Source organism: Aliivibrio thorii (assembly GCF_057368585.1).
In genome coordinates this window covers 1008103-1029008 of record NZ_CM170654.1, presented here as the reverse complement: position 1 = coordinate 1029008, position 20906 = coordinate 1008103, and the positions used below count along the sequence as shown (strand labels likewise).

Genomic DNA, 20906 nt, shown 5'->3' with positions numbered 1-20906 from the left:
TTACCTTATTTGGTAATTCGTGAACCCATCATAAATTACGTCACTTTAAGGTAATTTATAAATCACTTCCCCCCTTCGCAATCAATAAGTGCTTTTGGCTCAAATTGACTCTATCAGATATATTACTGATAGTCGGCTTGGTTTTGTCCTCCACACCATCACTGGCTTTCACAGGCCTAGCCTTACTCACTACTACGGGTTCATCTGCCACCTCACATCGGCATTAGATCTTGAGTTTCTTCTTGAATCTAAGCCACTTACTGACAATTAAGTTTAGATGCCAGGCTTCCCCAGTTATTGCACTGACTCCCTGTTAGATATGCCACCCTCAAGCACAGAATTGGTCTGACTAAGTATTGGGCTTCGCGCTATTTTGGACGCTTACCCACCAATCCCGCCGAAACAGGTTACGGTTAGTTGTGTACATCTAACTTCCTATGGCTTCCTTCAGACCCCACCGTTGGCCAGTGACGCCCTTGCCATTCAGATTGTCTTCCCCTTAGTCGGGGTGACTCTGCTATCTTGCAAGCAGATGGGTTTGCCAGCTTTGCTGGGCAAACAAAAAAGCCATCAATCAATCGATGGCTTTTTTATTCTATTTTCACTAATACCATTCTGGATAAGTAGTTGTTCAGATAATTGCGTAAAAAAATCGATTAGAGCAAGGCATAAATTACAGTAACTAGTGGGTCTAATTACACCTAATTTTTGCAATAGAAAGGTATAACGCAGATATAATCGATTTTAACAAGCAAGAATGATCAAATACTTATGTAGATTGGTATAAAAGATAGCTTAGTGTTATTTCCCACAACACTTCTTAAATTTCTTGCCGCTTTCACACGGACAAGCATCATTACGACCCACATCTTTATATGGGTTTACCTTTTGGCCTTTATAACCAATTTGGTATTCATCCGCAGCCATTGCAACTTCCTGTATCATAAAATCAATTTTAGGTAACATCTGCTCTAGCGTTGGCGGCGTATCAATTCCGTTTTCTGCCATTTGACGATGCGTTTCTTCTTCATCAACCGCAAGCATCATGGTCGTTAATAATGCTGATAACATGCGTGTTGTTCCATCAGCAACTTGAAGATCAGTCCATAGCTCTTCTATCACAGGCCATAAAGTCATAAACCCTTCAGCGAAATCAGAAAGTTGCTCAAGATCATCAAAATTAACCACTTTTGTCACTTCATATTCATTACGTTTAAGTAGTAAATATTGATGCTCTATTTGCTGAGAAATTGGCTTCGTCATTTTAAGTGCATTATCCGCACCAATAATGTCACCTAACCACGCCTCTGGATCCAATGGCTTCGTTGCCATATTTGCGGCAAGCACTGCGCCTTCAAGAAAAAGGCTAGAGCAGTTCAAATCAACGCCATCAAGCGTAATTAATTGATACTTCATGATTTATTCACTTCTGAAATTAAGTTTTCGGCGTAGTATAGCGTAAATAATTATTAGAACCTAAATGCCGTTATATTTTTTATTTTGTTGTCGAGAAATGTTATGAAAAAAAGTCGAGGATTCACCTTAATTGAGTTAATCGCGGTTATTATTATTTTGGGGATTTTAGCAGTTACTGCTGCTCCGAAATTTTTAAGTTTACAAGATGATTCACATAAATCTAGAGCCGCTGGGGTATTTTCAGCCTTCACTGCTGCTGTAAACTTGTACAATGAGGCATGGGTCTTACAAGGTGAGCCTTCTGCAAGTTCAGCGGTTGGCGTTATTTTTGCTGACGATACTATTTACCCATCAAATGAAGGCTTTCCATTAGGTACTACCTATCATGGGAAAATTACAGGTGAAGGTTGCGGTGAACTTTGGAACGCACTATTAAATCAAGATTTAACTATTGCTCCATACAAAGGAGATAATTTTGTCACCACTAGTGCAGATATAGAATATTGGTATGGATCACCTATCGCAGGCAAACCACAAGCATGTATGTATTACTATACATCAGATATATCAAATACAAATCAGCTCGGTTACCAATTAAATTACTTTCCTTCTACAGGCGAGACGATAACTAAAAGCTATAATAAAGGAAGTAAGTGACATCCCTCCCCTTTCCCCCTACAATCCCACCTCCAATAAAAGAGGTGGGATATGCAAGTAATACTAGGCCCTATGGAGGGTGTTCTTGATCATTTAATGCGTGAGCTATTAACAGAGATTAATGATTATGATTTCTGTGTAACAGAATTTGTTCGAATCGTTGACCAACTCTTACCCACTCATGTTTTCCACCGCATCTGTCCAGAGCTACATAACAACAGTAAAACCAAATCTGGCACGCCAATTCGCCTACAATTATTAGGGCAAGAGCCTAATTGGATGGCTGAAAATGCAGCTCGCGCTATTGATCTTGGATCCGACGGCATTGATTTAAATTTTGGCTGCCCAGCAAAAGCCGTAAATAAAAGCCGAGGCGGGGCTGCGCTATTAAAAGAACCAGAATTAATTTATCAGGTAGTCAAAGCGTGTAGAGATGCAGTACCCAATAATAAAAAAGTGACTGCAAAAATTCGTTTAGGCTGGGAAAAACCGGAAGAATGCTTTGCCATTGCGGATGCAATTAAACAAGCGGGTGCGAACGAATTAACAATTCATGCAAGAACCAAAGTCGATGGCTACAGAGCCGAAGAAATAAAATGGGATTACATAAACCAAGCTCGCCAAAAAGTAGATATACCAATTATTGCTAATGGTGAAATTTGGAACTACGAAGATGGTCAGCGTTGTATTGCCGCTACAGGTATTGATTCATTAATGGTATGCAGAGGCGCGTTTAACGTTCCTAATTTAGGGAATGTAGTAAAACACAATCATGCCGCCATGCCATGGCCTGAAGTGATTGCATTATTAATTCATTACTCTAAATTACAAATGGCAGGTGACAAAGGTCAATATTACTCTAACCGAGTAAAACAATGGCTCGTTTATCTTCGTCAAGAATACTCTGAAGCCAAAGATATTTTTATGGATATTCGAAGCCATAAAAAATCAGAACCTATTGTTCAACGCCTACACCAAGAATTAGAACGAATAAGCTAAGTGTAGTTGACCGAGTTTATGAGAAATAAACTCGGTTCTTTCCTTCTTCTTTTGCTTTATAAAGCAAATCATCTGCTTTTTTAATCACATTTTCAAAAGAAAAGTCTTGATGAGAATCGATAATTGTCACGCCACCAGACACAGTAAAACCACCAGTTACCACCTTACCTGACGAATCTTGAATTGACTTTCTGACACGTTCACAGACACTTTCAATACTGGCTTTTGATTCTGCATTAATACAGATAACAAACTCCTCCCCACCGAATCGTGAGACAATATCGCTATCTCTGACACTTTTATTCAGTATTTTAGCCATATATTTAATCGCTTCATCACCCACATCATGACCAAACACATCATTAATTTGCTTAAAGTCATCAATGTCGTACAGAGCAAAACCGACAAATTTCTTAACCACTCGATCTTGTAAACTCATTTCAAAACCACGTCGATTATAAAGTCCTGTCATTGGATCCTGTTTTGCCAAACCTCGGTAATATCGATGAGATAAACGGCTTTGATAATAAAAAATAAGTAAAACAGCTAGAATATAAGTAACACCAATTAAGGTTAATGTTTTAGCATCATGCAGAATAAAACCCATAACTTCTTCTTTTATCGAATTTTTATAGTATAAGAAATAAGTAAAATTCGTATCTTTAAGAGTAATAGGTTGCATAAATTTATATTGTTCAAAATGCTCATATTCATCGCTATCTAATAATTGAATATGCTTAGATACTTCACTGTCTGAATGCAAAAGTTTATCTACCGATAAATCGAGAACCAAAACACCTTTAAATAAGTTTTTATAATATATAGGAGTTGAAAAGGTCAGCACTTCTAAACCATCAAAAAAAACATCGGTATAAGGAGGTGTGAACGTAATATGCTTTTGATTATCATTCTTCATACTGTTTTTCCAGTATGGCCGTGAATAGATGGTTTCTAAACTTTGTTTAGTTAAATTCTCAGCAATCGTTCTTGGTGAAGAAATAATATATTTATATTTAGAAATGAAATAGATGCCATGAAGATAGTTTTCATAATCATGAATAAAAGAAATAACAGGAGCGAGCGTCATTTTTTTAGAGGCTAATTGATATAATTCTGATTTTGGATCGCATAACTCTTCAATGCCTGCAATGCTGTAGTCTAATCGAGTTTCAGGTACAGAGACCTCTTGACTCTCCATTACGGCTTCTAGGTTGTTATTCGGGTGAATAACACATAAACCAGCCTCGTCATCGATTTGAATATTATGGTTATAAAATTTACCAGTACTTTGCTTATAAAGCTGAGATAAATTGTAATCAAGCGAGATCATTACTTTTATTGAACGCTGTAAAGAATCAATAATACGATCATATTCACGGTTAACTTGTCTTTTAACTGCGATATATGATTATTTAAAACAATACTTAGGATTAGCACTAAAAATAGCGTCGGGATCATGAAGACATGTTTTAAATTTAGCTTTGGCATATATAAATTCTTAACAGAAAATGAACAGCTATAATACCTATATTTCTGTGAAAGATCTTTCAGAAACAAGGTCTTTTACATTTACGTGACAGTATATTGACGCCAAAATAATGGAAGCACTTATTTAACTAATTGAGATAATAACGATATCTCTGCGCTTTCAAACTTTCTATTATCAACCATCATTTCAATCTCTTTTGGATTGTATTTATCGCCGTTATAAACAACGACAATACTTTCATCTCCTGGTTGCAAAAAATTACTTTCTCCAAACTCTGTATAGCGTGTTGCACCAATACTAATAATCGCTTGTTCTGGATAATTTGCATTAGATAAATATAAAGCTAGATTTTCAGCGGGACCTTCATCTTTCTGGTTATTCATTCGGTCAATCATCCACTCACTCAATTGTTCATGAAAATAGCTGTAATCAATCGCAGCACTGTCTTCTCCATATCGATTCATTTGACCGTTACGAATATGAAAACTTGCAATACGGTAGGAGTCTAGCTCACATCCTTTAGTGAACGAAGTTAACCCAATAAAATCTTGTGAGATCCCTTTGGTATTTTCACCCCAGTTTTTCTTCTCACTTATCTTTTTTGCATTGGGCTTTCTAATTGAACAATCATTGTATGCCGCAAACTTCACCGGGGTTAAGGCCACCACTTTATTGTCTTGATAAGTGATATCAAACACAATCGCAACTTCTGGTTCAATTTGCAGGTTATCAGCATCATTAGGTGGAATAATAGAATCAGACGACAAAGGATATTGAGATAAGAATCCTGCTTGTTGTGATGGGATATAAAATGGAAACAGTGCTTTTGGTTGAATGGCATTTTCAACTTTCACATTTAAAAAATCAGTTGCTTCCCCTGCTTGTTCCAGATGCCCAGCAAAGTTACCTGCTACACCAAAACCCACTGCATGTTTAAATGTCATATTGCCTTCTTAGTTATTCTAAAAGTAACGTTAAGAAGGCACCTTAATTTATTCTTTAATTCTGTTCGATGATACGGATCTAGTTTTATGATTTCTTTGCTTTTCTACGACGTTTAAATTGCGGTTTTGTCGGGCTTTTCAACGTTTTTAATGATTCTGGTACCGGACCTTGCTGAACCCTTTGCATAAAGTTTAGGACTTTGGTTTCTAATTCAGACATAAAAGGACGATATGCACAGGTTCTTTCTGTCATTCCTTGTAGCTGAAACTCCCAATGAGCAGTCATATCTGGGTAAGTCGCCTCATTCGGTAACGCGTTAATCAAGCCTTTTCCAGCCTCACTCGCATGAATGTTTTTACCATTGCGAGTTAATAGTTGGCGTTTAAATAAAGTATCTAATATCCCTGCTCGTGTGGCCTCGGTTCCTAATCCATCGGTATCTCTTAGGATCTTTTTCAGCTCTTTATCTTCAACAAAGCGTGCAATACCCGTCATGGCTTGCAGCAACGTGGCCTCAGTAAAATACTTAGGAGGCTCCGTCATCTTGTGTTTTATTTCACCTTCACGACAAGTATGTACTTCGCCTTTTTTAAGCGGAGGAACTTTATTCGCTACATCATCATCGCTATTTTGTGCTTGAGCTTTGCCCAGTAATACTCGCCAGCCTGCAAACAACATCTGCTTGCCTTTGGCTGCAAAGACACCCCCTGCAATATCAAACACCAACTCAGCTTCGGCGTAAACAGCAGCAGGATAAAACTGCATTAAATACTGACGGGCAATTAAGTGATAAACCTTCTCTTCAAGCCCAGAAAGCCCTGCCGAACCACTCGATTTTGGGGTTGGAATAATCGCATGGTGAGCATCTACTTTACTGTCATTCCATGCTCGTGATTTCAACGTTAAATCGGCATTGCTTACGGCGCTAGATAATTGCTTATCGTTATTACCAATTGCAGCGCATACTTGTTCACGCTGCTTATAATGATCTTTGGGTAAATGACGACTGTCTGAGCGTGGGTAAGTGATTAATTTGTGCTTTTCATACAACGCTTGGCACGCATCTAATACTTGCTGTGCACTTAGGTTGTAACGTTTTGAAGCATCTATTTGTAATGACGATAACGAATAAGGTAAAGGCGCATTTTGCTTGGTTTCTTTATTTTCAGCTTTAGTGACGGTTGCTGGTTGATTCGCAATTCTCTGAGCTACGTTTTCGACCAATTTCAGACTGAGCACGCGCCCTTCTTCGTCTTGCCATTGCTGACACGCTTCACTTGGCTTCCACTTCGCTCGAATATCAAACGCTTGTCCGTCATTCAACTGAGGATTTTGATAAGGAATTAATGCGTCTAAGGTGAAATACGCTTTAGGAACAAAATTAGCAATCTCTTCATCACGACGGGTCACTAAGCCTAATACTGGCGTTTGTACACGGCCTACGGATAATACGCCTTGATAACCACCACGTTGACCTAATAAGGTATAAGCACGAGTCATGTTCATGCCATACAACCAATCGGCACGAGAGCGCGCTAACGCTGAAATAGAGAGAGGAATAAACTCTTGGTTACTTCGCATTGACGTTAATGCACGTTTTACTGCCGGTAAATTTAAATCGCTGATTAATAACCGTTGAGTTGCGGCTTTTTTCATTTTAGACAGTTTTAAATAATCCAAAACTTCATCAACTAATAACTGTCCTTCTCTATCAGGATCGCCTGCGTGAACCACTTGAGAAGCGGTTTTCAATAACTTTCGGATCACCGTTAATTGTTTGCTCGACGATTTTCTTGGACGAAGTTGCCACTGTTCAGGAACAATAGGTAAATGCTCCATACGCCACGATTTGTATTTATCATCATAAGCATCAGGCTCAACTTGCTCTAATAGGTGACCAATACACCAAGTTACAATGTCGCCATTGCCACATTCTATGTAGCCTTGTTGATTCTTCTGTGGCTTTGCTAGGCCTGCGGCAATCGCTCGACCTAAACTCGGTTTTTCTGCAATAAATAATCGTGACATAAAAAAGTGCTGATGTTGTGAATAACATCAGCACTATACCTGTATAAATAGACAGTTATCAAGTTTTGTTGCCTAACTTGTTGGAATTTTAGCTTAAAGTTTTGCGGCTAGTTCAACCCCTTGACGAATTGCTCGTTTCGCATCCAATTCACCGGCATGATCTGCACCACCAATAACGTGATGCTCAATCTTTTCTGAGGTTAATATTTCAACTAAGTCATTGACAGATACTTGGCCTGCACACATTAAAACATGATCAACATCGAGCAGCTTAACCTCTTCATTTTGACGAATATACAAACCTTCATCATTCACTTTTAAATATTCAACACCTGCTAGCATATGTACGCCACGTTTTTGTAAGGTACGTTTATGGATCCAACCCGTCGTTTTGCCAGGACCTTTACCTATGCTGCCTTTTTTACGCTGCATCAACCATACTTCACGAGTCGTTTGATCTGTTTCTTGTGGCTTTAAGCCGCCTTCAAATTCTATATTTTTATCAATATCCCAATCTTTTAACCACGCATCTAATGTGTGATCTTCAGGCTCAGTGATCATGGTCGCGACATCAACGCCAATACCACCCGCCCCAATCACCGCCACTTTTTGACCAAGTTTAGGTTGAGTCTTAATGTAAGTTTGGTAATCAATCACTTTTGGATGATCGCTACCTTCTAACGGTGGGGTTCTTGGCTTAACGCCTGTTGCCACTACCACCTCATCAAACTGGCGCAGTTCATCCATTTCAACGGTATAATTCAACTTAACGATAATGTTCTTATGATCTAATTTATTGGAGAAATAACGAATGGTTTCTTTAAACTCTTCTTTTCCTGGGATCTGCATGGCTAAATTAAACTGCCCACCAATGCGATCACTTCGCTCAAATACTGTTACTTGATAACCACGTTCGGCCGCTGATGTCGCACAAGATAAACCAGCCATTCCTGCACCAATCACTGCAATTGACTTCACTTTTTCAGTAGGAGTAAGTACTAACTCGGTTTCATAACAGGCTTGAGGGTTAACCAAACACGTGGCTCGCTTAGCTTTAAATACATGGTCCAAACAGGCTTGATTACAGCCAATACAAGTATTAATTAATTCTGATTTGTCTTGCTCTGCTTTATTTACAAATTCAGCATCCGCTAAAAATGGACGCGCCATTGACACCATATCGGCCTGTCCCGATGCTAATATATTCTCTGCAACTTCTGGCGTATTAATGCGATTACACGTAACTAAAGGAATAGAGACTTTATCTTTTAATTTTTCTGTCACCCAACTAAATGCTGCGCGTGGCACTTGAGTTGCTATGGTTGGTATTCTTGCTTCATGCCAACCAATCCCGGTATTTAAAATTGTCACACCGGCTTTTTCTAACGCTTGAGCAAGCTCCACCACCTCGTCAAACGTGCTGCCTTGTTCCACTAAATCAAGCATAGATAATCGGAAGATAATAATAAAATCAGTACCTACTTTTTCACGTATCGCTTTAATAATTTCTAACGGGAAGCGTATTCTATTTTGATAATTACCGCCCCAATCGTCATATCTCATGTTTGTTCTAGCACAGATAAATTGATTAATGAGATACCCCTCAGATCCCATTACTTCAATGCCATCGTAATTGGCTTGTTTTGCATAATGCGCACTATTAGCAAAATCATGGATAGTTTTTTGAATTTGGCGCTCACTCATTTGGCTTGGCGTAAACATACCTATCGGTGCTCTAATGTCAGAAGCACTCACCGCTAAAGGATGCATCGCATAGCGACCCGCATGAAGAAGCTGAAGGGCAATTTTTCCGCCATTATCATGTACAGCACGAGTTAACGCTTTATGTTTCTCCGCTGCACGAGAAGAGCTAAACTGTGCACTAAAGGGCGTTAGACGTCCTCGAAAGTTTGGCGCAAAACCACCAGTAACAATAAGCCCAACCCCACCTTTAGCTCGAGCAGCATAAAAAGCGGACAATTTTTTAAAACCATCATTACTTTCTTCCAATCCAGTATGCATAGAGCCCATTAAGACTCGATTTTTTAATTGAGTAAACCCAAGTTCTAACGGCTGAAAAAGGTGTGGGTACGTCATAACAATCCATCGCTTTTATAATTATTGTGGTCTGACCAGAATAGTAGCTATAGGCCTTTGCTACAATTAACTATTTACAAATATGCAACATTCATCAATATTTTTCTTATTTACACTAATTAGCATTCATTCTCATTCAGGATTATTTCGCTTAGTTACTTTTTGCTTCACTTAGCGTAGGATAGTCACAGAGTTCAAACTAATAATAAGGAACAATATGAAAGGGTTATTCCACTTCATAGGGAAATGTTTTCAAGCGATATGGAAGTTACTTTCCTTTACGCGTCAATTGGTATTAAACCTAGTTTTTCTTGCTTTTGTGGGAGTTATTGCTTTCACTTTTCTAAGCAATGATGACTCTAATGTTGAAACTCAACAAGTAGAGAAAAAAGCCCTCATTCTTGACTTATCAGGCCCCATTGTTGAAGAGAGTAAGTTTCGTGAACCATTAGAGCGTGTTACCTCTGATTTATTAGGCAGTCAAAAATCACAAGAGAACGTCTTATTTGATATTGTCGATACCATTCGCTTTGCTGCTCACGATGATAATGTGTCAGGTTTAGTGCTTCATTTAAAAGAAATGAATGAAACCAGCCTAACCAAATTACGTTATATCGCTAAAGCCATTAATACATTTAAAGCGGCAGGTAAGCCTGTTTATGCCATTGGTGATTACTACAACCAAAGCCAATACTATTTGGCAAGTTACGCTGATAAAATTTTTATGGCTCCAGATGGCACTGTTTTATTACGTGGCTATGGTGCTTATACTCTGTACTACAAAGATTTACTTGAGAAATTAAATGTCTCTACACATGTTTTCCGTGTTGGAACATATAAGTCAGCAGTAGAACCATACCTTAGAAATGACATGTCTGATGCGGCAAAAGAATCAACATCCGTATGGCTAACTCAATTGTGGGATGCTTATTTAGATGATGTTGCCACTAACCGTCAAATTGATGCAAAAACGTTAACCATGCCAATGGATCAATTCATTGCAAAATTAAAGACTGTTAATGGTGATTTATCACAAATGACAGTGGAGCTTGGTTTAGTCGATAAGCTGGCTACACGACAAGAAGTTCGTAAAGATCTCATTGAGCAATTTGGCTCAAATGGCTACGACAGCTTTAAACAAATCAGTTATTACGATTATCGCCCACAAGTTCGCCCTGCGATCATTCCTGATGCTCAAGATATTGCGGTTGTTGTAGCAAGTGGGGCAATTATGGATGGCACTCAACGCCAAGGCACTGTTGGTGGTGACTCAACTGCTGCCCTACTTCGTCAAGCCCGTGGTGATGACAACGTAAAAGCAGTCGTTCTACGAGTTGACAGTCCAGGAGGCAGTGCTTTTGCTTCTGAAGTGATCCGTAATGAAGTCGATGCCCTTAAAGAAGCAGGGAAACCTGTGGTTATTTCGATGTCGAGTGTTGCAGCCTCTGGTGGGTATTGGATCTCTGCAAGTGCAGACAAGATCATTGCACAACCAACCACCATTACTGGCTCTATCGGTATTTTTGGCATTTTAACCACCTTTGAAAAAGGTTTAAATAAAATGGGGATCCACAGTGATGGGATTTCAACCTCTCCATTTAATGGCGTTGGCTTAACTCGCCCGTTAAATGATGATGTTGCTCAAGTAATGCAGTTAGGTATCGAACATGGCTACCACCGCTTTATTAAACTGGTGAGTGATCATCGTGATCTATCCTTAGAAGCGGTTGATAACGTAGCCCAAGGTCGTGTTTGGACAGGTAAAGATGCGCTAAAACATGGTTTAGTTGATCAATTAGGTGATTTTGATGATGCAGTACAAGCCGCAGCTCAATTAGCCAATATGGAGTCATATAACCTCTACTGGGTTAAAGAGCCGCTATCTCCAATGGAGCAATTCCTTGAAGAGTTAAGTATGAGCTTTAACGCTAATATCAAGACAGAATTATTTTCACTTGCTCCTGAAGCATTGCAACCGACTATCAGCAAAGTTGCAACAGACATCAACATGTTGAATAACTTTAATGATCCAAAAGGGCAATATCTCTTCTGTTTGAACTGTAGCAATCTTTAAAAGCATGACGAGCCCGACACATGTCGGGCTTTCTTTATGCCAAATGCACAGTATAATCGCACCACCTCCCATAACTCTGTACCGTTGTTATTATGGAAAGAAAACACATTTACATCGCCTACACTGGCGGCACAATCGGCATGTTAAAATCAGATGATCATGGCTATGTTCCTGCTGCAGGATTCATGCAACATCAATTAAAACAAATGCCTGAGTTCCATCGTGCAGAAATGCCTATTTTCACCATTCACGAATATGAGCCACTGATTGACTCATCTGATATGACGCCTGAAGATTGGCAACGCATTGCAGATGATATTCGTGCTAACTACGATAAATACGACGGATTTGTAATTCTGCATGGTACGGATACCATGGCCTACACTGCCTCAGCACTGTCATTTATGCTTGAGAACCTTGGTAAACCAGTTATCGTTACTGGCTCTCAAATTCCTCTTGCTGAGCTACGCTCTGATGGTCAAAGCAACTTATTAAACGCTTTACACATTGCGGCGAACTACCCAATTAATGAAGTCACGTTATTTTTCAATAACAAACTTATTCGAGGCAATCGCAGTACAAAATCTCACGCAGATGGCTTTGATGCGTTTTCTTCACCAAACTTGTCACCACTATTGGAAGCGGGTATTAATATTCAAATTAATGGTGCGGAAATTAATAAACAGCCAAAAGGCGAATTCACAGTTAATAACATTACACCACAACCAATAGGTGTAGTAACCATGTACCCAGGTATCTCTGCTGAAGTAATTAAAAATACATTACGTCAACCAGTGAATGCGATGATTTTACTGACCTTTGGTGTTGGTAATGCTCCGCAAAATCCAGAACTTCTTGCTCAATTAAAAGAAGCCTCTGAACGTGGGGTTGTGGTTGTAAACCTAACGCAATGTTTATCAGGAAAAGTAAACATGGGTGGTTATGCTACAGGCTGTGCCCTAGCAGAAGCTGGCGTTATCAGTGGTTACGACATGACACCTGAAGCCGCACTTGCTAAATTACACTTCCTACTAAGTAAAGACCTGCCTTATGAAACGATGCGTACAATGATGCAGCAAAGTTTACGTGGTGAATTAACTCACTAAATAAAGCACCAGTCTGAATATAATAAAAAGGCTTCCCAGATTATCTCATGGGGAGCCTTTTTTTTCACTAAATACTAGTTATTCTACAATCAAAAATTTCAACGCAATTATCGAGCATTTTAACCAGTTAGGATGGTCAGTTATTTACTACGATTGGTATTAATTAAGAAACTATCTTTTCTCATTTAGAATGATTCTTAATGTACGACGAAGTGGCTCTGCTGCACCCCATAACAACTGGTCACCAACCATAAAGGCATTTAAGAAATCGTTACCCATCGACATTTTACGTAAACGACCAACAGGAACAGATAGCGTACCAGTCACTTTTGCTGGCGTTAGCTCTTGTGCGGTAATATCACGTTCATTAGGAATAACTTTAACCCAATCATTGTGGGTAGCGATGATCTCTTCAATCTCATCCATTGGCACATCTTGTTTCAGCTTAATCGTTAATGCTTGCGAGTGACAACGCATTGCACCGATACGTACACAGGTACCATCAATCGCAATAGGTGAATCTTGAAGACCAAGGATCTTATTGGTTTCAACAGTTGCTTTCCACTCTTCTTTGCTCTGGCCATTTTCGCGCTTAACGTCAATCCAAGGGATCAATGAACCCGCCAGTGGAGCACCAAACTCTGATGTTGGGAATGAATCAGAACGAATTGTTTCTGCTACTTTTCTATCAATATCTAAAATAGAGCTTGAAGGGTTTGCCAATTCAGATGTCACGCAATCATTCACTACGCCCATTTGAGAAATTAGCTCACGCATATTTTTCGCACCAGCACCAGAAGCCGCTTGATACGTCATAGCACTCACCCACTCAACTAAACCTGCTTTATATAAGCCACCAAGCCCCATTAGCATCAGGCTAACCGTACAGTTACCACCAACATAGGTGTTAGTACCCGCATGAATGCCTTGCTGAATTTGATCAAAGTTCACTGGATCAAGCGTAATAATCGCATCATCTTTCATACGTAATGTAGACGCGGCATCAATCCAATAGCCTTTCCAACCTGCTTGACGGAGTGCTGGGTATACTTTCTCAGTATAGCTACCGCCTTGACAGGTAATAATGGCATCTAATTTTAGTAAGGACTGAATATCAAATGCATCTTGAAGTAAACCGGCATCCTTTCCAAGGTTTGGTGCTGGAATTCCCACTTGTGATGTGGTGTAAAATACAGGTTCAATATGGTCAAAATCACGTTCTTCGACCATACGTTGCATTAAAACAGAACCCACCATGCCACGCCAGCCAACTAAACCTACTCTCATTGTACTCTCCCTGTAATTTCAAAAATAAAAAGTGCTTACACCATCTATATGATGAACAGACAAAAATCTCAAGTACTATTTTCCCTATACTTATTATTTTCTGAATCATATTCTTTCAAATTTTAAGACTCACTCTTTTCTTAAAAGAACAAAAAACAAACAATTTAAAAGTTAACGTCATCAACCCACGGCTTTGAAGTTAATAAGAAGTTATTTTTCAATAATTAATTACAGGAAATTAAATTAAAGTATCAAAAAACAACATTTGGTTATAAAAACATCTCGTTACACTTCATAAAAGTTCACAGATAACAATAAAAGCCAACAATTACTCCGAAATATAGGGCATTAATGAAAAACAAAATCACAACAACACTATATTCACAATATAAAATAAAAAAATCACTTTCGGATTAGATTCAAACATTATCAATTTTAAATAAAAAATTTAACCATTTAATTACTTTAAACTCATCAAATTAACAGCCCTAGAGATAAGAATCACAAATAAGCCATACTTAATCGATCTATTGTTGATCATAAGGTAAAGTGCACCTCGTTTAGAAAACACAATCCCTTATCGTATGAATTTTATTCATGCATACAAAAAAGAGGCTTTATACATGAAGCAAGCAACGACAAAGTTACCTTCGATAACACAGGTAATTATATCTTTAGGGCTATTTCTACTTCTTGCCTTTTCTTTCACGGCACAACTTGATTTACCTATCCAATTAGCACTTTATATTGGTTGGTTCATTATCATTACTCTTGGTATCAAGTTAGGTCATGATTACAAATCTTTAGAAAAAGCGGCTCTAAATGGCATCTCCAACGGACTAGGAGCAGTATTAATTCTCTTGGCTGTAGGTGCTTTGGTAGGTACTTGGATTTCTGGCGGTATTGTTCCAACCATTATTTACTATGGTTTAAAAGCAATTCACCCATCGATCTTCCTTCTTGCAACGATGATCATCTGTTCATTAACGGCATTAGCAACCGGTACTTCTTGGGGTGCTGCAGGTACTGCGGGTATTGCGATGATGGGAATTGGTCAAGGTCTTGGTGTTCCTGCCCCGATTACTGCCGGTGCTATCCTTTCTGGTTGTTACTTTGGCGATAAAATGTCTCCACTATCAGACTCAGTAATTCTTGCTTCTTCTATGTCTGGTGTTGAGGTGATGGAACATATCAAAGGTATGCTTCCAGTTGCACTTATCAGCTATATCATTACTGGTATCATGTTCACTGCATTTGGTTTCCACTTTGCAGGTAACGTTGATATGAGCCAAGTAGACTCAGTTATCCTTGCAATGGAAGAGCAATTTGTTATTTCTCCATTCTCATTTGTTCCTGTGGTTATTGTTCTTGGCCTACTGGCAATGCGTATGCCTTCTTTCCCAGTAATCAGCTTTGGTTCACTGCTGGGGATTATCTGGGCGGTAATGGTTCAAGACATTGACTTCTTAACAGCATTTAACACAGCGTGGGCTCCATTCTCTATTTCATCTGGTGTTGATTTCATTGATGCAATACTCAACCGTGGCGGTATGTCTTCAATGCTTGGCTCTGTTGCTGTTATCGTCTTTGGTTTAGGTTTTGGTGGCCTACTAGATAAAGTTGGCGTATTAGAAACCGTTGCTAAACTTTTCGAAAAACGCGTTCAAGGTCCAGGTTCACTAGCGACAAGTACTATTGCTACCGCTTTCTTTGGTAACATCTTTGGTTCAGCAATGTACGTATCACTTATCCTTACCCCAAAGATTTGTGCGAAAAACTACGACCGCTTAGGTTACAAACGTAAAAACCTTTCTCGTAACGCTGAGTTTGGCGGCACGCTAACTTCAGGTATGGTTCCATGGAGTGATAACGGTATTTACATGGCGAGTATTCTTGGTGTTGCAACACTGTCTTACGCACCATTCATGTGGTTAAGCTTTGTATGTATTATCGTAACGATTGTAACGTCTTACATGGGCTGGTTTGTTGATAAATGCGAACCAACTATCACAATAGAAGAAACAGATGAAGCTATTGCTGTAGAAACAAAAACAGCGTAACTCATACTGTTCTATTCTAAATCGCATATCTAAAAAAAGCCCGAGGTTGATTATTCAACCTCGGGCTTTTTATATCTAAACCTTACAACCAATATCTATACAGTCGTTTTCTTTATTGCTGCTCGTTTGCCTAGAAAGTAACCTAAGCCCAAAGGTGCAAAGAAAATCGCTAGGATGAATAAGATAAAGTAAATAATGGTACTTTTAATTAAGTCTATAACCTTATCCATGGCAAGCGTTAAGACATCTTGTGACACTTTATCAAGGTCTTGAGTAAACTTCTCCCGCTCTTGAGAAACAATAACCGCAATTGCTTTACGTTCTCTCTCGACCATATTCACCAACTCTTCACGTTCTCTTGCGACCATAGCCTCTAAAGCCACACGTTCGGCACTAAGCTGGTTTAATTTATCATCGGTTTTCATATCCAAGTCATCAAGCAATGGCTGCAGTTGCAAGCTCATTTGCTCTGCTAAGTTTTGCATATACTCAGGGTTATTTTTAACAAAATCTTGGAATGACTCCGAAGTATGACGCAAGCTTTCCATGGTTTTATTAATGTCATTACCATTTACATTACTATTCAATGCAATCAGTTGTGCTTTCCATGTCATGATCTTCGGGGTTTGCTCTGAGACTAAACCAAGACGATCAGAAACATCACCTAACGCTTCCGGCATTGTTCCTAATGTTGCTACCGCTTCTGATTCATCAATGTTTTGGTGAGCTAACCACGCCTTTAATGCAGGAGTTCTACGCATCATTAAACTTTCAAACTGATTTTTCGACACAAAGTCAGTAATAAATTCTTGAGCTTCATTAAATTCAGATTTCGATAGCAGCTTTTCTGCCAAAGCTTTAATATCCTCATGCAAAAGTTGACTGGCTTTAAAATCCGCATCGCTTTCAAATAATGCAGCCCCTTTCCCACCTACGGAGAAAAACTGCTCCATCTGTGCCGCAAAAACCCACGAATCAATTAAGGCAATTTGAGGAGAGACTTGATATGCCGCTCGTTGCAACCCTTCTTCTGCATTTATTTTCCACAGCAAAACATAAGATTGATGTAAAACATCGTCTTTTGGATAGCTTGAAGAAATCTTATCTGCAGCAGCTTCAACTTCACTAAAGAAATGTTTGCTGTAACCACGAGTTAATATTCGAGTATTTAACTCTGTCGTTGTTAATGGCACAGATTGAGATTCTATTTTCAGCTCAAGTAAAGAACAGCCATTGAGAAAAAGGAGGGGAAGAGCGATAGCGAAAAGCTTGGAGACAAAAAGTTTAGAGGTATATTTCATGAACAACCCTACCTAACCAGAGTTTTATAATTAAAGGACTGGTAGAGTATCATTTTGTAAAAATTAAATGCTCAAATATTTGAGAACAAGCCGTCAATTATAAGTAAATTAACAGCTTTAATTTTTATAATATAAACACGAATTATGATTCAGAAGAACCTAGACGTCGCGTTAATTGATCTTTAAGGTTTGGAGGGGTGCCTTTAATCGTCAAAGTGTCGGTTTCTGGATCATAGAACACACGTTCACCTAGTAGCATCGCATCAAAATTCAATGACAAGCCACCACCAGCGCCAACAAATTTCGTTAACTTACGTAATGCGGTACGGTCAACAGGAAACGATTCTTCTAGCTCATAACCTTGCTCTTCTGCAAACTGATAGAAATTAGAACCAGATTCAGACGTTGGTAACTCACCCGATAATTCTTTTACCGTTAGCTCTTCACCCGCTTGTAATTGACCATTACAGTAATCATATACTTGCTTACGATATTGTTGCTTTTCGTCTTTTTCTAAACGCTCATCAGCACAGAAGTCTTCTACTGCTTGCATCAATACTTGGTTTTGAACCTTTGTATCCATACCAACATCTGCTTGTAAAAAATCTAAGAAGAAATCAGAGACTTTACGACCTACACGCCCCTTAATAAACGTAAGGTAGCGATTTGAATCTGAATCCGTTTCCCACGTTGATAAATCAATACGAGCCGCAATATCCATTTTTGCAATATCAAGGTAATCAGTCGAACTAATATCTAGTTGCTCCGTAACCTTCATGCTTTCATTTGATGGTAGAACAGCAACAAACAAATATTCTGTTGCTAACGAGCGGTACTCAGCAATCACTAAGATACCTTCTTCAGCAAACGGATATTTAATCAATTCTGATTTTAATTTTTCAGCCGATTTATTACTGAATTCTAAGAAGGGTGTTTCATTCTTACGAACAGATCCTAGCCAATGGCCAAACTCACTCTCAGTCTTGAAAACACCAAAGCCTTTACCTGCTTTAGAGTTAAAGACACGATGCAGCTCTGAAACTAGAGCTTCAGTGAACTCTTCGTTGTCAAGAGTTTGATTTCGTAGACAAACTTCGAGTTCATCTTGCTCATTTTTTACTAATTTATGTAAAATTACGTTTGAAAGGGTTAAACTCATAATAGAAAAGGTTTTTAGTTGACGTACATAGTAGGTTATCATAAGCCGCTTTCACTATCATTAACTGAAAAGACTTATGGCTATTACTTCTAAATACAGCAACAAACAAATTGAACAAATGTTAACAGAGATGGTCGATGTACTAGATAAACATCGCGCACCGGCAGATCTATCTCTAATGTTGGTTGGTAACATTGCAACGAATGTACTAAACCAAGAAGTGCCAGCAGAACAGCGTAAAATCATCGCTGAAAAATTTGCTCAAGCACTGCTTAGCTCATTAGATACACCAAAAACTCACTAAGAGCGAGAATTCAATTACCATGGTTGATAGCGGAAATACTTACGGCGACAAAGTCTCTAAGTTAATAACTTGGGGCCACTGGTTCAGCTTTTTCAATATCATTGCTGCAATGCTTATTGGCACACGTTATATATCGCAATCTCCATGGCCTGAAACGCTACTAGGTCAGACCTATCTGGTTTTAAACTGGATAGGTCATTTTGGCTTCCTAGTCTTTGGCTTTTATATTCTGGTTTTATTTCCTTTAACCTTTATTACGCCATCCCAACGCTTAATGCGGGTGTTAAGTGTCATTATTGCTACAGCAGGTATGACATTATTACTTCTTGATACCTACGCATATCAAAATCTTCATTTGCATATCACGCCTCTGGTTTGGGATATGCTTTTAAACAACGATAAATCAAATTTAAATACACAATGGCAATATTTATTCATTGTCGTTCCCGTGATTTTCCTACTTCAACTTTCTCTATCTGAATGGGTTTGGAATAAGCTACGTAAATTAGCTCATAAACATGTAGGTCGTCCTTTTGCTATTCTATTTTCTGTTGCTTTTATTGGCAGCCATTTAATTCATACATGGGCAGATGCTTCTGCTTATGGCCCCGTAACTGCTCAACGTGCAACTTTCCCACTATCATATCCAATGACCGCACGTTCGTTTTTAGAAAAGCATGGATTTATTGATCGCGAAGCACTAGCAAAACAAATTCAAGAAGAAGGTACTGGCGGAGCTCAAGAAGCAATGCGTTATCCGTTAGAGCCGATTAAATTTAAAACAAAACAAACGGGTTATAATTTACAAATCATCATGATCGATAGTCTTCGTGCTGATACATTAAATCATACAGATACGCCCAACCTAACCCGCTTTGCGCAGAACAACATAAATTACAACAATCATTATAGTGCAAGTAATAACCCAACAAGCCTATTTGGTCTTTTCTATGGCCTTCCTGGGAATTACGTTGATAATTTTAGAAATTCAAATATTGAATCTCCTATTTTAGCTGAATTACATAACCGTAATTACTCTTTTGGGTTATTCAGCGGTGATGATTTCAACTCTTCATTATATAAACAAATCATCTTTACTAAAGGTGAGCTAAGTGACGCTAAAGAAAAGATGTCTGACACAAAAGCTATTAACCAATGGAATGATTGGTTTAAAGCACAAACGCCTGACACTCCTTGGTTTAGTTACTTAGAACTAACCTCTGTTTCTGAATACGATGCAACTAGCCCTATCTCTACAGAAAATTCAGACCAAAGTGCATTTGAAATTAATTACCGTAAAGCGGTACAGAAAACAGACCAACAACTAAAGAGTGTATTAAGAGCACTAAAACAGTCTCCTGATTGGGAAAAAACCATCGTGATTATTACCTCAAATCACGGAATGGAATTTGATGAGACCAAAACAAATAGTTGGGGTTCAAGTACAAACTTTAGCCAATATCAATTACGAGTACCTATGCTCATTCATTGGCCTGACGTAGAGCCAGAATTAATCACAACACGTTCAAGTCATTTAGATTTAGCACCAACGCTAATGGAGTCATTCTTAAAAACAACGACACCATCAGAAAGTTACAGCAGTGGCTTAAACTTATTTACCCAAGACAATGATCGTAGCTGGTTATTAGCCGGGGATAGAAAGAATATCGCTTTAATAACAAATACAAACACTGTTGTTATCGATACATTTGGTAATTACAAAGTATATGATGAAAACTATAATCGACTTACTGATGAAAAACCAAAACTCTCCTTATTGATGCAAGGCATCTCCGAGTTAAAACGATTTTATCATCCGAAAAAATAAGTAATCTTTAAAATCCCTTTCTTAGCAAAGGGATTTTTTATGTCAGTAATAAAAAATTAGCTATTAAATAACGACTGTTTTATATAGAAAAACAGCTTAATTAAGTTAAAAATAGAACATAATGCGCAAAAATAGCGCAACCAAACACTTTTTTGC

Annotated in this window: 15 protein-coding genes; 7 read left to right on the top strand and 8 right to left on the bottom strand. The window is 38.5% G+C overall.

Annotated features, from left to right (window positions below; translation table 11 throughout):
* Nucleotides 1-801: 801 nt before the first annotated feature.
* Entirely contained in the window at nucleotides 802-1416 is a 615-nt protein-coding gene (locus AC2IP4_RS04695; RefSeq protein WP_375322697.1) for an SEC-C metal-binding domain-containing protein, read from the bottom strand.
* 102 nt (nucleotides 1417-1518) lie between these two features.
* Here AC2IP4_RS04695 and AC2IP4_RS04690 point away from each other — a divergent pair, with 102 nt between their 5' ends.
* Nucleotides 1519-2073 (top strand): type II secretion system protein, encoded by a 555-nt coding sequence (locus AC2IP4_RS04690; protein WP_375322698.1) that lies wholly within the window; start codon nucleotides 1519-1521, stop codon nucleotides 2071-2073.
* Between the two features lie 51 nt (nucleotides 2074-2124).
* The gene (dusC, locus tag AC2IP4_RS04685; RefSeq protein WP_486310604.1) at nucleotides 2125-3072 is read left to right on the top strand and encodes a tRNA dihydrouridine(16) synthase DusC; all 948 of its coding nucleotides are present in this window, start codon (nucleotides 2125-2127) and stop codon (nucleotides 3070-3072) included.
* Nucleotides 3073-3088: 16 nt separating this feature from the next.
* On the opposite strand, the gene AC2IP4_RS04680 is transcribed toward dusC, so the two are convergent.
* The 4 genes from AC2IP4_RS04680 to AC2IP4_RS04665 form a co-directional block, all read right to left on the bottom strand.
* A complete protein-coding gene (locus AC2IP4_RS04680) occupies nucleotides 3089-4402 on the bottom strand; it encodes a sensor domain-containing diguanylate cyclase (protein WP_486306587.1) in 1314 nt (437 codons plus the stop codon).
* Nucleotides 4403-4680: 278 nt separating this feature from the next.
* The gene (locus tag AC2IP4_RS04675) at nucleotides 4681-5505 is read right to left on the bottom strand and encodes a DUF5718 family protein (RefSeq protein ID WP_375322702.1); all 825 of its coding nucleotides are present in this window, start codon (nucleotides 5503-5505) and stop codon (nucleotides 4681-4683) included.
* An 85-nt stretch (nucleotides 5506-5590) separates the two neighbouring features.
* The gene (locus AC2IP4_RS04670; protein WP_486310603.1) at nucleotides 5591-7534 is read right to left on the bottom strand and encodes a DNA topoisomerase III; all 1944 of its coding nucleotides are present in this window, start codon (nucleotides 7532-7534) and stop codon (nucleotides 5591-5593) included.
* A 93-nt stretch (nucleotides 7535-7627) separates the two neighbouring features.
* Nucleotides 7628-9631: an FAD-dependent oxidoreductase gene (locus AC2IP4_RS04665; protein ID WP_375322704.1), complete on the bottom strand. Its 2004-nt coding sequence runs from the start codon at nucleotides 9629-9631 to the stop codon at nucleotides 7628-7630.
* A gap of 217 nt (nucleotides 9632-9848) precedes the next feature.
* On the opposite strand from AC2IP4_RS04665, the gene sppA reads away from it, so the two are divergent.
* Together sppA and ansA are read left to right on the top strand one after the other, a co-directional pair.
* Entirely contained in the window at nucleotides 9849-11705 is a 1857-nt protein-coding gene (sppA, locus tag AC2IP4_RS04660; protein WP_375322705.1) for a signal peptide peptidase SppA, read from the top strand.
* 92 nt (nucleotides 11706-11797) lie between these two features.
* Nucleotides 11798-12811, top strand: a complete 1014-nt coding sequence (gene ansA, locus AC2IP4_RS04655) for an asparaginase (protein WP_375322706.1) — start codon at nucleotides 11798-11800, stop codon at nucleotides 12809-12811.
* Nucleotides 12812-12982: 171 nt separating this feature from the next.
* On the opposite strand, the gene asd is transcribed toward ansA, so the two are convergent.
* A complete protein-coding gene (asd, locus tag AC2IP4_RS04650; RefSeq protein ID WP_486310602.1) occupies nucleotides 12983-14098 on the bottom strand; it encodes an aspartate-semialdehyde dehydrogenase in 1116 nt (371 codons plus the stop codon).
* Nucleotides 14099-14721: 623 nt separating this feature from the next.
* On the opposite strand from asd, the gene nhaC reads away from it, so the two are divergent.
* Complete coding sequence (nhaC, locus tag AC2IP4_RS04645) at nucleotides 14722-16158, top strand: Na+/H+ antiporter NhaC (RefSeq protein WP_375322708.1); 1437 nt, start codon at nucleotides 14722-14724, stop codon at nucleotides 16156-16158.
* A 95-nt stretch (nucleotides 16159-16253) separates the two neighbouring features.
* Here the strand turns inward: nhaC and AC2IP4_RS04640 are convergent, their stop codons facing one another.
* Nucleotides 16254-17459: a chemotaxis protein gene (locus tag AC2IP4_RS04640; protein ID WP_375322709.1), complete on the bottom strand. Its 1206-nt coding sequence runs from the start codon at nucleotides 17457-17459 to the stop codon at nucleotides 16254-16256.
* 142 nt (nucleotides 17460-17601) lie between these two features.
* Nucleotides 17602-18618 (bottom strand): nucleoid-associated protein YejK, encoded by a 1017-nt coding sequence (gene yejK, locus AC2IP4_RS04635; protein ID WP_486307317.1) that lies wholly within the window; start codon nucleotides 18616-18618, stop codon nucleotides 17602-17604.
* A 76-nt stretch (nucleotides 18619-18694) separates the two neighbouring features.
* On the opposite strand from yejK, the gene AC2IP4_RS04630 reads away from it, so the two are divergent.
* Both AC2IP4_RS04630 and AC2IP4_RS04625 read left to right on the top strand, forming a co-directional pair.
* Nucleotides 18695-18922 (top strand): YejL family protein, encoded by a 228-nt coding sequence (locus AC2IP4_RS04630; protein WP_060991367.1) that lies wholly within the window; start codon nucleotides 18695-18697, stop codon nucleotides 18920-18922.
* A gap of 19 nt (nucleotides 18923-18941) precedes the next feature.
* Nucleotides 18942-20750, top strand: a complete 1809-nt coding sequence (locus AC2IP4_RS04625) for a DUF3413 domain-containing protein (protein WP_486310601.1) — start codon at nucleotides 18942-18944, stop codon at nucleotides 20748-20750.
* The last annotated feature ends 156 nt before the right edge of the window (nucleotides 20751-20906 follow it).